Here is a 17,736-nt window from a genome sequence, read left to right as displayed (position 1 = left end):
GCAGTTGCCCTTCCTCCTGGCCTGCGATCAAGGTGAAGCAGCAACACACTGTCGAGCTACGTGTCCTCACTGGCTTGCCAGGACCCGACGCGAAACTTCTCGCCGCTATGGTTGCCATCCGTGCTGCACGTTGCGGCGGCGTTCGGAGCCACATGTGCACAGGGGGTGCGCGTCCGGGTCCTGCTGGGGCGCCACCGCGGCGTGAGGGCAGGGCCGTCGAGAGCGGTCCGAGGACCGAAGGAGGCCGCCTAACACCCGAAGGCAGAGGTGTGGCCCCATGCTCCGTCGTGGCGCGGTCGCGTGGATGACGGTACTCACGCGTGGGGAGTGATGACGGCTCGTCCTTGGATCTTGCCGTCATGCAGCAGCTGGTATGCCTCATTGGCGCGTTCCAAGGGGAAGTACTCGACCAGCATCTTGATCTTTTGCTGCTGGGCAAGGGTGACCACTTCCATGAGTTCGGGGATGAAGCCCCAGTAGGGCGAGGTGACCGAACACTCGTGCGGCGGGCTCAAGAAGTCGACGGGAAGTGCTCCGCCGCCGAGACCGACGATGGTCAGGTGGCCGAGCACCCGGGCCACCTGAGCCGCCATCCGCAGAGTCGGGTCTACGCCCACCATGTCCAGCACGAGCTGAGCGCCCTGCCCCCGCGTCATGTCCTTGATGCGCGTGACCGCCTGGTCGCCCGAAACCAGCGCCTCGTCCGCGCCCATGCTCTTGGCGATCTCCAGCTTGCCGGCGTCGGTGTCTACCGCGACGACGGTCGTCGCCGCGCTGAGCGCTCGCAGAATCTGAATGGCCATCTGGCCCAGACCGCCCGCCCCGATCACCACCGCCGTCGAGCCCGGCCCCAGCAGGTGCAGCGACCGCTTGACGGCGTGATAGCTGGTCAGCCCCGCGTCGCTGAGCGGGGCGGCCTCGCGGGGATCGAGGGTGCCCAGCGGAAGCAGGAAGCGCGACGCCGGAACCAGCAGGTACTCAGCCATACCGCCAGCGTGACCACCCAGGCCCCCGCCCAGACCGCCCGTCGTCTGGCAGTAGTTCTCCCGGCCCTCCCGGCAGTTGGCGCACAGCCCGCAGCCCCAGGGGCCGTAGACGATCACCGGATCTCCGGGCGCGAACCCGGTGACGCCCGGTCCCAGCGTCTCCACCCACCCCGCGTTCTCGTGGCCGATAGTGAAAGGGAGCCCCCCCACGCGCTCCGGGGGCGCCTCCATGAGATGCAGGTCCGAGTGGCAGGCGCCGGCCCCCCCGACCTTCACCAAGACCTGCCCCGGCCCGGGCTCGGGCACCGGTACCTCGCGCAGCTCCGCCGGCTTCTGCGGTTCGACGAACTGGAATGCTTTCATGGCTATCCCTTGCTCGGGGGCTCAGTCGCGGATTCCGTCGAAGTCGACCAGGAGGTGGCGCGGGCCGCGGAAAATCTGGTTGTGGCGGTACGGGGGCGGGTCCTCGACGAGCCGCGGGTTCTCCACGCGGCGGAAGAACTCGCTGACAGCGGTCTGGACTTCCAGCCGCGCGAGCGGAGCGCCGAAGCAGTAGTGGATGCCCTGGCTGTAGCCGACGTGGTCGTTGTTCGGGCGCTCGAGGTCGAGCTTGTCGGGATTCTCGAACCGCTCCGGGTCGCGGTTCGCCGAGGCGTAGCACAGGAAGATCGTCGAGCCCGCCGGGATGGTGGTGCCGGCGATCTCTATGTCCTCGAGGGCGGAGCGGGTGTGCCACAACTGGACCGACGACTCGAAGCGCAGCAGCTCCTCGATCCCGGGCACGATGAGCTCGGGCTGGCGGCGCAGTTTCTGGAGCTGGTCGGGGTACCGCAGCAGGGACAGCACGCTGTGGGCGATCAGGTTGACCGTCGTCTCATGCCCGGCGAAGAGCATGAGCATTGCATTGTTGACGAGCGACTCCTGGGGGGACAGGCGCCCCTCCGGGCCGTCGTCGTTGCACATATCCGACAACATGCCCGGGCTGGGCTGCTTGCGGTACTGGTCGAACAGGTCAGCCAGGTACTGCCTCAACGCGGCCACCTGAGCGGGAACCGCCTCTAGGCGGCGCTGCTGCTCCGGGTCGTTCGCCTCCGGGCCGAAGTCCACCCCGTCCAGGGCCTTCTCGATCCAGTCGTGGATGCGCGGGATGGCCTCCAGCGGCACGCCCAGGACCTTGCAGATAACGGTCACCGGCCCCGGGAAGGCGAACTCGTCGACGACGTCGATTCGGGTCTTGCCCTTCATGCCGTCCAGAAGCTCGGCGAAGATGCGGCCGATCTCGGGCTCCATGTCGGCGATCATGTGGGGACACTCGGGCGGCCCGAAGTGCCGATTCATCCGGCGGCGATCCCCATCGTGCCCGGGCGGGTCCGTGGTGATGATCGTCCCCTCGAAGGGGTCGGTCCCCGGGAGCGCCCCGGGGCGCTTCCTCGTATCCGAACTGACACGGTTGTCGTGGAGCAGCGCGACGACCTCTCGATAGGTGCTCACGACATAGCTGCCGTCCGGCTGCAGCGACACCGGGGTCTTCCGGAGCTCCTCGAAGAAGGGGTACGGATTGGCGCGGTTGGCGTTGCGGAGAACCTGCTGCCAGGGGGTTTCCTCGGCCATGATGCTCTTCTTCCTGTTGGCGCTGTCCGGTGACGCGCTGGTCCAGAAGGGCGCGTCAGCGGCGTCGAGGCCGGAACTCGGCCCTTCGCTCGTTCGGGTCATGGCCGGTCAAGACAACGTCGGGCAACTCCGTCGGGACGCCCGGCGCGGGGAACTCGGCCGGCATCGGGTTCATGTCGTCCGGCCGATCCCAACCCGGCGGCGGGGGCGGGAACGGAGCCGATTGCTCGATCAGCCGCCCGTAGTGCTCCAGCCACCTGCCGTGATCGAAGGTGACGGCGGCGACGATACGGCCCCGACGACCGTAGGCGGCGGCGAAGCGGCGCTCCTTGACCGACCCCTGCGTGAAGACGATCTCGTCGCCGAACGTCGGCACGCCGACAGACTTGATGTTGACGCCGAACTGACCGGACCAGAAGCCGGGCAGCAACAGATGCGGATAGTAGTCAGGATCGAGATTCACCATGTTGTGGGCCACGACCTCGGCACCAAGGACGGCATTGTCCCAGTGCTCCATCGCGAGGAACTGGTACTCGTACAGCACGTGGGGCGCGCGCGCCACGTCCCCCACCACGTAGACGGTGTCGGTCACCACTCCGTTGATGTCGAAGGCGCGACCGCCGGCGTCGCAGCCGATGCCCCAGAAGCCGGCCGCCAGCCCGGAGCCCTCCAGCCATTCCACGTTGCGGATCGACCCGAGCGAGGCCACCACCACGTCTGCCTCGACGATGGTCCCGTCCGACAGCCGAGCACGCCGCACGTGTCCGCTCGCGTCGCCCTCCAGCGAGGACACGCCCACCCCGCAGCGCAGGTCCACGCCGTGGTCGCGCTGCATCTCCGCGGCGATCTTGCCGATCACTCCCCCGAGCGCGCCGACCAGCGGCGCCGAGCCCCGCTCGGCGACGGTCACCGGGATTTCGAGTTCTCGGCAAACGGAGGCCATCTCCGAGCCGATGAACCCGCCGCCGATGATCAGGACGCGCGACGGCCGCGCGGCCAGCGCCTTTTCCAGCCGCGCAGCGTCATCACACGAGCGCAGCGAGTACACCCCCTCCAGGGAGGCTTCGTCCGGGTTCGGCCACCGCCGCGCGCGGGTGCCCGTGGCGATCAGCAACCGGTCGTACGGGACCTGCTCGCCGTCGGCCAGGCGCACTTGCCTGGTAGCCCGGTCCAACCCGGTCGCGGCCACCCCGAGCCGCCACTCCGCACTCACTTCTCGCAGGCGGGGCAGCTTGGTATGGTCGGCCGGCACCCAGCCTTTGAGCACCTGCTTGGACAGCGGAGGACGGTCGTAGGGCTCATGCAGCTCATCCCCAATGAGGGTCAGAGACCCGCTGAAGCCCTCCTCGCGCAGGGCTTCGGCCGCGCGCAAGCCCGCCAGGGAGGCACCGACGATGACGATCCGTCCGTTGGCCTTGAAGTCGCGCACCAGCTCCGCGACGGTTGCCGGCATGGTCATGACGTCACACTCCGCTCCGCGCCGTCCAAGCGGTCGATCAGGATCGCCTGTACCGGACACGCCGCGGCTGCTCGCTGAACCTGCAAACGCCGCTCGTCATCGGGGTTCGGCTCGTAGGTGAGTGCCTCCTCACCACTCAATCTGAAGACGTCGTGTGCCAGAAACACGCACTGCGCATATCCCTGACACCGATTCAGGTCTACAACGATCCGCATGGGCAGACTCCTTCCTCGTCGCCTCCCGCATCACAACGACTGCCGGCGAAGTCATTCGGCTATGCCTCAACTTTGCGGGGGAACAGGCCACTGTCAGGCGACCCGGCTGGACAACCCACCCATCGCCCCGGCCGAGGACCAGAGGGCTCAACGCCCGGCAAGTTCGCTCTTCTTCGCGACGGAGCTCCCTTGCCGCAACGCATAGCGACAGGCGACAGGCGACACGGCTCGACGGACGATCCCCTAAGGGGCGTCGACACCAAAGCGCGCCCGGACATTCCGTTACCTATAGGATAGTTCACCCCGCCCCCCAAGACCACAACTCCGCTATCAGGGCAGATTGCTCCATGCGGAACGTGGCGGTCGGCAACGAACGCACCGTGGTCTCGTACCCCGCACCGCCGCCGCCCGGCCCGCCGGGCCCGCCTGATGACCCCTGCGATCGGGAAGAACTCAAGGAGTGGCAAGAGCACAGGGAGGCTGCTGAGATGTCCGGAACACCGACACAGCGCAAAGCCGTCCGGTATCCGCCGATCGCTGAGCACGGCCTGATCGGGAATCTGCGTACGGCGGCCCTGGTCAGCACGGACGGGACCATCGACTGGTACTGCTGCCCTTCCTTCGACTCCCCGAGTGTGTTTGCCGCCATCCTCGACGCGCGCCGGGGCGGGGCGTTCGAGCTGCGCGCAGCCGTGCCGGCCGAAACCAAACAGTTCTACTTCCCGGACACCAACGTGCTGATCACCCGGTTCTTCACCGAGGACGGGCTGGGCGAGATCCAGGACTTCATGCCGGTGACGGACGCCAACGAAGACGACGACCCCCACAGACTGATCCGGCGGGTGGTGTGCATCCGCGGGAAGATCCAGTTCCGGGCCAGGGTTGCCCCCCGTTTCGGCTACGGCGCCCATCCACACACGGTCCGGATGCAGGACCGGACTGCCCTGTTCACCTCCGACTCGCTGTCCTTGGCGCTGACCGCCACGGTGCCGCTGGAGTGTGACGGGAAGGACGTATGGACGCAGTTCGAACTCTCCCGGGGGGAGACGACGGTTTTCGCCGTCGACCGGGTCAGCGGCAACGCCCCGCCGCGCGGGTGCCCGCATGCGGAGGCCGAGCAAGCGTTCACCGCCACGGTCACTTTCTGGCGGCGCTGGCTGCAGCAGTCCCGCTACCGCGGCCGATGGCGGGAGATGGTGAACCGCTCCGCCCTCACCCTCAAGCTGCTCACGTACGTCCCCACCGGCGCGATCGTGGCAGCCCCCACCACCAGCCTGCCCGAGCAGATCGGCGGCGGCCGCAACTGGGACTATCGCTATGTATGGGTACGCGACGCCGCGTTCGCCGTCTACGCCCTGCTCAGGCTCGGCTTCACCGAGGAGGCCAAGGCGTTCATGGGCTTTCTCACCCAGCACAGTGACCGCCCCGAGGACGGTCTGTCCGGCCCGCTGCAGATCATGTACGGCATTGACGGGCGTTCCGAACTGCCCGAACGCGAGCTGCCCCACCTAGAGGGCTACCGGCGCTCGGCGCCCGTGCGGGTCGGCAACGACGCCGTCAACCAGCTGCAGCTGGACATCTACGGCGCCCTGCTCGACTCCGTGTACCTGTACGACAAGTGGTGTGAACCCCTCCTGAGCGGCCAATGGCGTGGCGTGTGCCACGTGGTGGACTGGGTCTGCGAGCACTGGGACCAGCCCGACGAAGGTGTGTGGGAGACCCGCGGTGGGCGCAAGAAGTTCCTCTATTCCCGTCTGATGTGCTGGGTGGCCATCGACCGCGGCATCCGCATCGCGCTGCACCGCGGCCTGCCGGCCGAGCTCGTCCGCTGGGGTCCGGTCCGCGACACGATCTACCGTCGGATCATGGACGAGGGCTGGTCCCCCGCCCGGCAGGCGTTCGTCCAGTACGAGGGCGGCGACGTGTTGGACGCCGCTGTGCTGATGATGCCGCTGACCAAGTTCATCGCTCCCAACGACCCCGTGTGGCTTTCCACTCTCGATGCCCTCGGCAACGAACTGGTCTCCGACTCCCTGGTCTGGCGCTACGACCCCAAGGCAAGCCCCGACGGCCTGGAAGGCGACGAAGGCACGTTCTCCATCTGCTCGTTCTGGTATGTGGAGGCCCTCACCCGCGCCGGACGCCTGGACGAAGCCCGCCTGGCCTTCGAGAAGATGCTCACTTACGCCAACCATCTCGGGCTGTACGCCGAGGAGATCAGCCACACCGGAGAGCAACTGGGCAATTTTCCCCAGGCATTCACCCACCTCGCCCTCATCAGCGCCGCCTACAACCTCGACCGCGCGCTGGGCTGACGGGCAGACCCGGCGGCTCCCAAGAGCAGTCACCGCAAGAGCCTTTGATCCCCGGCTCATGCGGGAAGCCTGCGCCGCTCGTCACGCTGATCCCCCACCTCGGCACGGCACGCCTGGTCGAGGACCCGCCCCCTCCGCAGAACGCCAAGCTCCGAGACGCGCGACCGCCGCCGGGACGGGAACAACCTGAAGGGGACGAATGATGGGACAGATGCCGGAGACAACTAGCGCCATGGCGTCCTTGACCACGACCGCCTGTGAGACCGGGGCTCCTCCCAGACGCCGCGAAGACCTCAGCCGGAATGCGAGGGCTTCACGGTCGGCTTGGACGGCGTAACCTCGTCAGTGTGGACTTCACCGCGGACAGTCTTCTGTCTCGTGCCGCGCATGAACTCAGCCCGCGAGCGGACGAGCTGATCCACGACGTAGAGCAATGCCTGCGGCGCGAGGTCCCCGAGCTGTGGGACGAACCGGATATCGCGCAGATGACCGGGGAGAATGTCGCCGAGCATGTCACCGCCCTCCTCTTCGGCATCGAGCACGGCATCGAGCCGCGGCAGATCAAACCGCCAACCGCCGACGTGGAGCGCGCGCGTCGGCTGGCTCAGCGCAACAAGCCGGTCACAGCGATGCTGCGCGCCTTCCGCCTCGCGCAGAGCCGCATCCTCGACCGGCTGCTCGAAGAGTTGCCTCGATTCTCCGGCGACGCCGAGCTGATCAGCGCGGCGACGCGCAGGCTGCTCGCGCTGGCGACCGAGTACGTGGACCGCACATCGGAGACGGGCGTCCTGGCCTTCCAGGAGGAGCGAGATCACCGGGTGCAGCGGCGGCTGTCGGTGCTGAACGAGGCGAGTGTACGAGTCGGAACGACACTGGACATTGCCCGCAGCGCCCAGGAGCTGGCGGACCTGGCCACCGAGTACTTCGCCGACGCCGTCGCCGTAGACCTCCTCGACTCGACTACCGCAGACGGCGTCATGGCGGAGGGCGCCCTCGTGGTCCGACGGGTCGCCCAGCGGTCCGTGGCGGAGGGTTACCCCGAGACGACCTATCCGGAGATCCACCGGGAACTCTCGATCCCGCCGCAGCAGCTCCACAGCTATCCGGACGGATCCCCCACGGCTCGCGCCCTGGTCACCGGCCTGCCCTCACGGCACCACTTCGGCCCGTCCGTAGCAACGCTCCTGGTACCGCTGTGCGCCCATGGCAACACGCTGGGTGTCGCTCAGTTCTTCCGGCACAGCAAGCCCGGCCAGGACGAGGACGAGGATCTGCTCCTCATGCAGGAGATCGCGGGCAGGGCGGCGACAGACATCGACAACGCCCGCCACTACACACAGGCGCGCGTCACCGCCCTCACCCTCCAGCGGAGCCTGCTCCCTCAAAGCTCCCCCCCGCAGTCCGCCGTGGAGGTCGCCTCCCGATACCTCCCTGCTGCCGCCCAGCTGGGTGTGGGCGGCGACTGGTATGACGTCATACCGCTGTCCGGTGCCCGGGTCGCCCTGGTCGTGGGCGACGTGGTCGGGCACGGTATCCACGCCGCCGCCACCATGGGCCGACTACGGACCGCTGTGCGCACCCTCGCCGACATCGACCTTCCACCCGACGAACTGCTCACCCACCTCGACGACGTCGTCATCCGCCTGGCCGCCGAAGCCTCTGCAGAAGTGGACACCGAATCCGCAGGGGACATCGGCGCGACCTGCCTGTACGCCGTGTACGACCCTGTCGCCAGCCGCTGCACACTCGCCCGCGCGGGGCATGTGTTGCCCGCAGTGGTGAACCGCGACGGAACCGTCGACTTCCTCGATCTGCCCGCCGGCCCACCGCTCGGCCTGGGCGGCCTCCCCTTCGAGACGGCGGAGGTCGACCTGCCCGAAGGCAGTCTCATCGCCCTCTACACCGACGGCCTGATCGAGGCCCTCGACCACGACATCGAGGCGGGCCTCACCCGACTGTCCCACTCCCTCGCGCAGACCAGCGCCTCCTCCCTGGAAGCGACCTGCGACACCGTCCTCCATGCGCTGCTGCCCGCCGACCGGCCGCACGACGACGTGGCACTCCTCCTGGCCCGCACCCACACCCTCGGGGACCGTCAGGTCGTCACCTGGGACGTAGACGCCGACCCTGCCGCAGTCGCCCGGGCCAGAGCCAACGTCTCCGAACAGCTGACCACCTGGGGACTGGAAGAACTCGAATACACCACCGAACTGGTCGTCAGCGAACTGGTCACCAACGCCATCCGCTACGGCCTCCCTCCCATCCAGTTGCGTCTCATCCACGACCGCACCCTCATGTGCGAGGTCGCGGACGCCGGCAGCACGACTCCACATCTGCGTCGCGCTCGTGTCCTCGACGAGGGCGGGCGAGGCCTGTTCCTCGTCGCTCAACTCTCCGAACACTGGGGAACACGCCATGCCCGACGAGGCAAGACGGTCTGGGCGGAGTGCACCCTGGACGCACCGGAGCTCTTCGGTGGTGCGGCGCTGGACCTGGACCTGGAGGGGCTTCCTGAGGTGGTGTAGAGGCAGCCCGCGCTGATGGTCGGCCGCTGCCCTGACAAGCGGTGCCGTCCTGGGCCACACACGGCACGCCGGGCAAAGCGGCGGCGTGGTTGCACGCAGCGTGCCAGTGGCGTCGACATGTCGCACGAAGTACGAACCTTTAGCATCAACAGGGGCGGGCTGTTAATGGGATGAGGGACCGCTCGGTCTCCCGCTGCGGAAGAACGCCTGAAGTCGCCTTGTCGGGCGCCGTTTTCACCCAGTGACCGTGTGCATCCGTAGGTTTTCAAGCCGGCCCGAAGGCAGTTGCTGGTTCCAGTCGCGATCGTGCTGAGTCCGGATTGATCGAGCCGAGTTGCTAGGCCGGTCTTTGCGGGCCATTCATGTTGGCCATGTTCAGGAAGGATGCCGTGGGCGCCGGTGTCGGGGGCCACCGGCGCCCACTCACCCCTTGCCCGAGGTGGCTTCAGGACGGCTCTTGAGCTGTCGCTCAAGGGACGAGAGCGTCAGACTGCTGCCCCTGGGGGAGGTGCAGGGGCGCTGTTGGGTGCGGAAGCAGCCGCAGCGCCCCCTTCGTTCCATACTGCGTACGGAACTTCTGGATGGTACCGTACGTCGTATGGAAAAGCAAAGGAAGGCCCCCCGGGGGACCAGGAAGAGGGACGTCCCGCTTACCACGGACGGCATCTACGCCATGGCACTGCAGCTCATCGACGCCGACGGGGTCGAAGCGCTCACCATGCGCAAGCTCGCGACCGCGTTGGATGCGAATCCGATGTCGCTGTACCACCACGTGCCGAACAAGGACGCTCTGCTGCACGGGGTGGCAGCGCGCGTCGGCTCGCAGTTCCGCGAGGAAGAACTGGAGGACATTCCCTGGCAGGACCGCATGCGCCAACTGGCTCTGGACTTCCGCGCCTTGGCACACCGCCACCCCAAGCTGATGAAGTACTCCTTCGCGCGCGCCGACTACGTTCAGCCGGAAGACCCGTTCTGGCGGGGACTCACCGACACACTGGCCGCCGCCGAACTGCCGGCCTCCGCAATCCCGCGCGTCGCTGCCTCCCTGGTCGCGGTCTTCACGGGCCTGTTGCTCAGCGAACTGAACGGGGCACTCCAGCGGTGGACCACCCTCCCCCCGGCGCCCTCGGGCCCCGACGGTGAAGAGGCGTCCCCACCCGCGAAGGACGTGGTCGACACGATGTTCGACTATGCGCTGGACGCCACGATCGCCGGCTTGGAGAGCCAAATCGCACGAATCCGCAAGGAGGCATAACGAAGCGGGCGGCGGCCGTGGACTCCGCTGATGCACGCGTCTCCCCGCATCAGTGACTGCCCGCTGAGGCAGTGAACAGCGGACGCAGGAGCCTGGTCAGCCATCTCACCCAAGGCGCGACGCTCAGCGGCGGACGGCAGGCCACCGCTGGTCCGTCACCATCAACATGCTCGTGCAGACCGCGCAGCTGTCGGAACGCCGTGCATGCCCTCTGACTCATACATAACGTCACGCACGCGGAGCGCAGCCACCTGTGGTGTTACGCCGGCGGCGACGAGGAGCATGGTCGCCGCCGCCTCACCTGTGGGATCCGCCCAGGTGGACGCGGCGTTCTCATCGGCGAGGGCCAGCATCAGCGCTTCCAGCGCCCGGGCGAGGACAGGCGCCGGAACATGGTCCGCGAACACGCCTTCCTCCTGACCACGACGCACGGTCGCGATGGCCTCTTCGCGCGCCGGTGTCAGGGTGGCTCGGATGGCCGCCACTCCCAGATCGCGGCGCCCCAGCGAGATGAGCAAGCGGTACCGGTCACCCACCACCCATGCCGCCAGGGCCATCCGCGCCATCGCCTCCAGTGGGTCGGCACCTGGACTACGGGCGGCGGCGAACGCCTGTTGAAGCGTTCGGCCTGCTTCCTGCGTCAAGGCGGCGATCAGCGCTAGCCGGCTGGAGAAGTGTCCGTAGAGGGTGCGCCGCGCGACGCCGGCCGCCTGAGCGATGGTCTCGAGACTCGCGTCGGGGTTGTCTCCCAGTTCCTGCCGAGCGGTCGCGAGGATACGTGTGCGGTTGGAGCGCGCGTCATGGCGCTGCGGCGTGCGGCCCAGCACGTCGGTCATCTGCATGACTCCTTTCTCACTTCAGTCGTGTGCGCCGCTACGGAGGACGCCGAGTGCGGTACCTGGTTACGAGTCGGCAGCAGCGGTTTCACGGCTGCGGCGGGAGGGGTCAGCTCGCCGCCGTGTCCCTACCGGCCTCACCTGGCCCGGAGTCTTCGCGTGTCAGGCCTGCAGGTGCCGGAAACTGTGGGCGCCGGCGCTCCCTCAAGCGCCGGCGCCCACTCACCCCATGCCCGAGGTGGCTTTGATATCCCGCTGGACAGGTGTCAGGGGACGAGGATGAGTCGGATCGGGTCGCCGATCTTGTTCTCCAGCCGGTGGACGGCGTCGGCGGCGTCGGCGAGCGGGACATGGTCGGTGATGGAGGGGGCAAGGTCGAGGCGGCCGGATGCGGTCAGCTGCACGAGCTCGGTGACGGATTCGGGGAAGCCGCCGTAGTGGCCGCGCACCTGCTTCTGCATGTAGTTGAACGTCAGGCCTTCAGTGATGGTGAGGGGCTTGGGCGTGATGCCGACCAGGATCAGGGAGCCGCCGAGACCGAGCACGGCGGCTGCCTGCTCTCGGACGGCGGGAACGCCGGCGCAGTCGAAGGCGAAGTCGAGGCCTCGTCCGGCAGTGGCCGTGCGTACCTGCTCGGCGAAGTCGGGGGCGGTTGGGTCGAGTGCAACGTCCGCGCCGAAGGCCAGGGCTCGTTCCCGGGCGCTGGGCAGCGGGTCGACGGCGATGATCGGTGCGGCGCCGACCAGGCGGGCGATGCGTACGTTGTGGGCACCGACTCCGCCGACGCCCCAGACGCCCACGGACTGGGCGGGGCGTACGCCTGCAGTGGCGACGATGGCTGCGTAGGGGGTGGAGACCGCGTCGGGGATGATGGCGGCTTGGTCGAAGGGGAGGCTGTCGGGGATGGGGATGAGGGTGTCCTCGCGGGCGACGGTGTACTGGGCCCAGCCGCCGTCGTAGTCGATGCCGGCGGTGCGCATCTGGGTGCAGGGGCGGTGGCGCACGCAGCCGGCGCACTGGCCGCAGGTCTTGCCGGCCTCCAGGGTGACGCGGGTGCCGACGGTCAGGTCGCGCTTGAGGTCAGGTCCGGGGGTGTGGATCACACCGGAGACCTCATGGCCGACGGTGACCACGTCGGAGGTGGCGAACAGCGGGACGAGGGTGCCATCGATCAGGTGGACGTCCGAGAGGCACACGCCGGCGGCCTTGACCTCGATGAGGACCTCGCCCGGGCCGGGCACGGGGACGGGGACTTCTTCCACGACGAACTTCTTGCTGTCCAGGTGGAAGCGTCCTGCGAGCATGGTGTTCATGGTGATCTGCTTTCTGTCAGCGGCAGGCCCCGGCGGTTCGACCGATGAGTGCCGTGTGATGTCTGGTGAGCCGGTGATGGCCGGGAGGCGTGCGGGTGTCAGGACGGCCGCACGCCTCCCGGCGTCTGGGGGTCAGGCGAAGACGTCCTGCTGGTAGCGCTCGTCGGCCTCGAGCTGGGCGAGCCACTGCTGGGCGGCCTCGTCGTCGCCGCCGGTGTGCTCGCGGTAGATCGCGGCGAGGGCCTCGCGCACGGCGGGCGCCATGCGGCGCCCGTCACCGCAGACGTAGATGTACGCGCCGTCTTCAATGGCCTGCCACACCGTGTCGGCGGCGTTGGCGATGGCGTTCTGCACGAAGCGGGCCGGGTGGCCGGTCACCGCGGAGTACGCGGTGTGGACCTGAGCGATCCCGGACTGCTCCCAGTCCTGCATCTCCTGGCGGTAGAAGTAGTCGTGCTCCGGGTGGCGGCAGCCGACGAACACCTGCGACAGGCCGACCTTGATGCCGTTCTCCTGCTGCGTGGCGCGCTCCTCCAGGAAGCCGCGCAGCGGCGCGATGCCGGTGCCGGGGCCGATGAGGATCAGCGGCGTGGTGGAGTCGGTGGGCGGGGCGAAGGTCGGCGAAGGCACCCGCACGTAGCCGTAGAAGACGTCTCCCGGCTCCAGGCCTGCGATGTAGGAGGAGCAGGTACCGCGGTACTGGCCGTCACCGGACAGGGCCGGTCCCTCCAGCAGGCCGACGGTCAGGCGCACGTGACCCGGGTTGGCCAGCGGGGCAGAGGAGATGGAGTAGAAGCGGGGACGGATCGGCCCCATCATCTCCAGGAAGTCGGCCAGCGGCAGTTCAATCGCCGGGAAGCGCTCCAGCAGACCCAGCACCGAGACGCGCTTGCCGAGGATCTCCTTCTGGTAGCGCTCTTCGGCTTCCTCGGTGTCCGCCGTGTACGCCTCCAGCTGCGGCCGAGTCCAGGGGCACTGGGTGTGCCCGGACAAGATGCGCACCTGGCTGCGGGTTGCCACATCCTGCAGCTCCACAAACTCGGTGAGCAGTAGACCCGCGGTGACCGGCGTGCCGACCGGCAGGTGCGTCCGGCCGCCTGCGGGCTGGTCCAGGCGCAGGACCTGGTCGCGGTCGACGCCGAGGCGGGCGAGGGTGCGGTCGACCAGGGCCGGCTCGTTCTTGGCGAAGACGGCCAGGTGGTTGCCGGTGTCGTAGGTGACGCCCTCGGGCAGCTGAATGGTGATGGACTTCGCCGACGGGCGCGGCGGCTCGAGGCTGAAGTCCCACAGCCCGGTCGCGTCGGCCACGAGTTCCTCGTTGGCGACCACCGTGAGGGGGTAGGCCTGCTCGGAGACGATCGCGGGGCGCAGGTCGGCCTCAGTAAGCATTTGCACCTGGTAGCGCGGGCCGCTGGCCTGGGAGGTGTCGGCGGCGTACTCCTCGGCCAGGGTGGCCCAGAGGTTGTCCATCCAGCGGGAGGCCATGCCGTCGAAGTCACCGGCCGCGTCCGCGGTGCCCCGCTCGATGACGGGGGTGGCGCCGGCGGCCAGCAGGCCTGCCTCGATCCGCTTGGGGAAGCCCTGGTAGGTGGCCACCCACTGGGTGTTACCGGCACCCAGCAGCGCGAACCGCACGTCCTTCAGTGAGCCCTCGGGAAGGCCAGCGGCAATCAGGTCGTCGAAACGCTGCGCGTTGTCCGGGGCCTTGCCGTTGTAGCTGGAGGCGACAACCACCAGCAGGCCCTCGGTGGGCAGGTTGTCGCCCAGCTCGTCCAGGCCGACCATGGTGGTGCCGAAACCGGAGCGCTCGCTGCGGTCGGCGATGGTGCGCGCCAGGTCCTCGCACGAGCCGAGGCTGGAGCCGTAGGCGACGGTCAGGTTCACCCCGACACCGCTGACCGCGGCCTGCGCCTGCGTGTCGTTGCTCTGCAGGTCCTCCACGGCGCCGAACACGGTCCGCTCGTGCTCCCGACGGGAGCGCACCTTCAGTTCGAAGCCGCCGGGCTTGCGCGTCAGCGCCTCCTTGACGTCCATCTTGTAGTCGTTGGAGTCGACGAACTTGAACTTCTGCAGCACCAGTGCGAGGGCCAGACGGGCCTCGGTGAGCGCGAACTGCCGGCCGATGCAGGCACGCACGCCATTGCCGAACGGCTTGTAGGCGTGCGGGTGGTGGTTGACCCGGTTCTCCGGCAGCCACCGCTCGATGTCGAACTCCTCCGGCCGGTCCCACGCCTTGGGGTGGGTGTGCAGCGGGCCCTCGAGGAGGTTGACCTGTGCACCCTTCTTCAGCTCGTAGCAGCCGCCGATCACGGTGTCCTCGATCGGGGACTTACCGATCATCGGGATGGGAGCCCACAGGCGCAGGGTCTCCTCCAGGACGCGCGGGATCACGTCCATCTGCATGATCGTGTCGTAGTCCGGGACCGTGTCGCCCGGCAGCAGCCGGTCCACCTCGGCGTAGGCCTGGGCCAGCACCTGCGGGTTACGCATCAGCGAGTACGTGGCGAACGACAGCAGACCACTGGTGGTCTCATGACCGGCGATCAGGAACGTCACCACCTGGTCACGGACGTTGTCGTCTTCCAGCCCCTTGCCGGTCTCCGGGTCCGTGGCCTCCAGCATCAGCCCCAGCAGGTCATCCTCAGCGGTGCGCTCCCCCTCACGGCGCCCCTTGATCACACTCTCGACCAGGTCCCGCATCAGCTGGATGTTCTCGCGGTACTTCTTGTCATCGGCCTTGCGCATCTTGGTCATCATCGGCAGCTCCTGCGAGCGCTTCAGCGACTCAACCAGCGCCTCCAGCAGCGCCTTGAGGAAGGGGTGCAGATCCTCCTTGGCGAAGGAGTCGAACCGGTAACCAAACCCCGACAGGGCGATGGTGTCCAGGGTCAGCCGGGTGTAGTCGTCGGTGATGTTGACCGACTCCCCCTCCCTGAGCTCCCACTTGCCCACCAGGTTCTGGGCAATCTCCAGCATCTGCCCGTAGTAGCCCTTCATGGCCCGCTGACTGAAGGCCGGGAGGAGGACTCGGTGCGCCATGCCCCATTCCTCCTCGTGCTGGTGGGCCGTGAACAGGCCCGCACCCGTGTAGTCCCGGACATGGGACAGCGGCGTCTTGTCGATCTGCTTGAAGAACCGCGTCTCGTCGCAGACCTCGGCCACCAGGTCCGGGTCCCAGACGAAGACCTGCTCGACGCCTGCGATCTTCAGGCCGTAGAGCCCCTCGGGGAACTGCTTGGCCAGTTCGCCGAAGTACTCGACGGGGTTGGTGCTGGGGATCTGCGGCGTGTGGCCGAGGAGGGGTACCCCACGCGGGGATCGGATGGGGCGAAGGTCGCTCGACGTGGTCATGACGTGCTCCTTTGTGTCAGAGGGATTGGCAAGGGCGCCGGTCGATGCTGTGCTGCATCACAGAAACATACGTCGTATGGAAAGAACCATACGCCGTACGGAACGTCGACGCAACCCCCTCCCCGCGAGAGCGACTGCTCCGTCACCGTGTGGCTGAGTTCATGCCCGCCGCTGCACGAAAGCCAGTACCGTACGACGTATGAAAAAGGTGACGCGTCCCCCGCGGGGAACAAGGAGGAGAGACGTACCTCTGACCGAGGCCGGGATCTATGCCACCGCTCTGCAGCTCATCGACGCGGACGGGGTCGAAGCGCTCACCATGCGCAAACTCGCGACCGCTCTCGATGCGAACCCGATGTCGCCCTACCACCACGTGCCGAACAAGGACGCGCTGCTGCGCGGCGTGGTGAGGATGGTCGGTGCCCAGTTCCGTACCGTGATAGTGGAAGACGCTCCCTGGCAGGAGCGCATCCGCCTGCTGGCCACAGATTTCCGGAAGCTGGCGCACCGCCACCCCAACCTCATGACCTACTCGTTCAGCCAGCCGGACTTCATCCAGCCCGAAGACCCGTTCTGGGCTGCGCTCATCGCGACACTGGAAGCCCCAGGGGTGCCGCCGGAAGAGATCCCCCAGGTCGCCGCTCTCATGTGCGCCGTCGTCATCGGAGTCCTCATCGCCGAGCTCACCGGCGCGCTGCATCAGTGGTCGAATCTCCAGCCCAACACCCCCGCCGCCGACGAAAACCGATCCGCGAGCGCCGACCTCGAGGAAGACCACATGTTCCGACTGGTACTCGACACGATCATCACGGGCTTGGAGAGCCGGCTCGCCGCTGCTGGTGAGGGCGAGGGCGCCCACCGAGGCGTTGGGCCCGGCGCGGGCTCATAGCCGTGAGCACGGGCCACAACGCACGGGGGGACGACCTGATTTACGCTGCCGCATCTCCCTCATGCTGCCTGTGCGGTGCTCGGCCATGGTCGTGCATGGGAGGCTCCGGGCGCGGTGCTGCTGTCAGCAGCACCGCGGTCCGTCTTCCTGTGACAGCCCTCCTGCCACGGGCCACATTTGTGCGAGACCTACGGGCCGCCCCGCCGCGCACCACCTCTTCACGTCGCCGTCGGCTGCGCCTCCCTGCCGCGCTCGGCTGCATCCCGTCACCTCACGCCCACCCTTGCCGCTGGTTCGCTCCCCTCAGGCATCAGCAAGACATCCGGCCAAGCCAGTAGCCGTGGCTGATCGTCGATTCGGGAGCAACCTGCGGTACGCCGCCTGGGCCCGATGCTGTGATGGTTGGTGAACTGATCGCCTCCGTGGCGAGGCAGAACGTCGGGGAACGGCGCGAACGTGCGCACGGGTCCCGGTCGGCGGTGAGCCAGCCGGCAGGCCGAGGCGGGGGAAGGGTCCCTTCCGAAGTGCGAGCGAGCGACGCGACAGCATCCAGGGCCCCGCCGCAGCCACGCTGCGGCTTCTGGCACGCCTGAGACGTGGGCATCCGCACTATTGACTCAGTTCGCGCACGCCGCGGCCGGCGAGAGCTTCAGCGACCAGGCCTGCCGGATCTGTGTGACGGCTACCCTACGGACGCCATTGCCTTGCCCGGGCTCATCGGTGACCGTGACGTGGTCCCGGACGGCCGACCGACACGAAGACGAGCAGCACGTGCTGGCCGGCGGCATGGAAGTATCCAAGTACACCCCACCCGAGCACAGATGGACGGGCGGGTGCCACGGTGACGGGTCCTCGGGCGATAGAGGATGCAGCGGGTGCGCCGAAGGTCGCGCTGGAGGCTGGTCATGGCCTCGCACCGCCAACAAGTCCTTCGTTTCTCGGTCCGCTAGGCAGCAAGGTGCATCTGTGTGCGGTCAAGCA

At 68.0% G+C, this 17,736-nt stretch carries 11 protein-coding genes; 4 read left to right on the top strand and 7 right to left on the bottom strand.

Annotated features, from left to right (window positions below; translation table 11 throughout):
- Window positions 1-314: 314 nt before the first annotated feature.
- The 4 genes from RPQ07_RS37015 to RPQ07_RS37000 are packed head-to-tail and all read right to left on the bottom strand — an operon-like array spanning window position 315 to window position 4,271.
- Window positions 315-1,349 (bottom strand): NAD(P)-dependent alcohol dehydrogenase, encoded by a 1,035-nt coding sequence (locus tag RPQ07_RS37015; RefSeq protein ID WP_313948646.1) that lies wholly within the window; start codon window positions 1,347-1,349, stop codon window positions 315-317.
- Window positions 1,350-1,370: 21 nt separating this feature from the next.
- On the bottom strand, window positions 1,371-2,597 hold the full coding sequence (locus tag RPQ07_RS37010) for a cytochrome P450 (RefSeq protein ID WP_313948645.1): 1,227 nt from the start codon (window positions 2,595-2,597) through the stop codon (window positions 1,371-1,373).
- A 55-nt stretch (window positions 2,598-2,652) separates the two neighbouring features.
- Complete coding sequence (locus RPQ07_RS37005; protein ID WP_313948644.1) at window positions 2,653-4,056, bottom strand: NAD(P)/FAD-dependent oxidoreductase; 1,404 nt, start codon at window positions 4,054-4,056, stop codon at window positions 2,653-2,655.
- Complete coding sequence (locus RPQ07_RS37000) at window positions 4,053-4,271, bottom strand: ferredoxin (RefSeq protein WP_313948643.1); 219 nt, start codon at window positions 4,269-4,271, stop codon at window positions 4,053-4,055. The genes RPQ07_RS37005 and RPQ07_RS37000 overlap by 4 nt, the downstream gene beginning before the upstream one ends.
- Before the next feature lie 488 nt (window positions 4,272-4,759).
- Here RPQ07_RS37000 and RPQ07_RS36995 point away from each other — a divergent pair, with 488 nt between their 5' ends.
- The 3 genes from RPQ07_RS36995 to RPQ07_RS36985 all read left to right on the top strand — a co-directional run bounded on the left by RPQ07_RS36995 (window position 4,760) and on the right by RPQ07_RS36985 (window position 10,366).
- Window positions 4,760-6,586, top strand: a complete 1,827-nt coding sequence (locus tag RPQ07_RS36995; protein WP_313948642.1) for a glycoside hydrolase family 15 protein — start codon at window positions 4,760-4,762, stop codon at window positions 6,584-6,586.
- Window positions 6,587-6,933: 347 nt separating this feature from the next.
- The gene (locus RPQ07_RS36990; protein WP_313948641.1) at window positions 6,934-9,111 is read left to right on the top strand and encodes a SpoIIE family protein phosphatase; all 2,178 of its coding nucleotides are present in this window, start codon (window positions 6,934-6,936) and stop codon (window positions 9,109-9,111) included.
- A 673-nt stretch (window positions 9,112-9,784) separates the two neighbouring features.
- Window positions 9,785-10,366 (top strand): TetR/AcrR family transcriptional regulator, encoded by a 582-nt coding sequence (locus RPQ07_RS36985; RefSeq protein ID WP_313948640.1) that lies wholly within the window; start codon window positions 9,785-9,787, stop codon window positions 10,364-10,366.
- Window positions 10,367-10,527: 161 nt separating this feature from the next.
- Here the strand turns inward: RPQ07_RS36985 and RPQ07_RS36980 are convergent, their stop codons facing one another.
- From RPQ07_RS36980 to RPQ07_RS36970, 3 genes are all read right to left on the bottom strand, one after another.
- Complete coding sequence (locus RPQ07_RS36980; RefSeq protein ID WP_313948639.1) at window positions 10,528-11,202, bottom strand: TetR/AcrR family transcriptional regulator; 675 nt, start codon at window positions 11,200-11,202, stop codon at window positions 10,528-10,530.
- 266 nt (window positions 11,203-11,468) lie between these two features.
- On the bottom strand, window positions 11,469-12,515 hold the full coding sequence (locus RPQ07_RS36975) for a zinc-binding dehydrogenase (protein ID WP_313948638.1): 1,047 nt from the start codon (window positions 12,513-12,515) through the stop codon (window positions 11,469-11,471).
- Between the two features lie 132 nt (window positions 12,516-12,647).
- Entirely contained in the window at window positions 12,648-15,866 is a 3,219-nt protein-coding gene (locus RPQ07_RS36970; RefSeq protein WP_313948637.1) for a cytochrome P450, read from the bottom strand.
- Between the two features lie 199 nt (window positions 15,867-16,065).
- Here RPQ07_RS36970 and RPQ07_RS36965 point away from each other — a divergent pair, with 199 nt between their 5' ends.
- Complete coding sequence (locus tag RPQ07_RS36965; RefSeq protein WP_313948636.1) at window positions 16,066-16,755, top strand: TetR/AcrR family transcriptional regulator; 690 nt, start codon at window positions 16,066-16,068, stop codon at window positions 16,753-16,755.
- The last annotated feature ends 981 nt before the right edge of the window (window positions 16,756-17,736 follow it).

The organism is Streptomyces sp. AM8-1-1, assembly GCF_032229325.1.
In the GTDB taxonomy this organism is placed as follows: domain Bacteria; phylum Actinomycetota; class Actinomycetes; order Streptomycetales; family Streptomycetaceae; genus Streptomyces; species Streptomyces achmelvichensis.
This window is presented reverse-complemented; position numbering and strand designations above follow the sequence as displayed.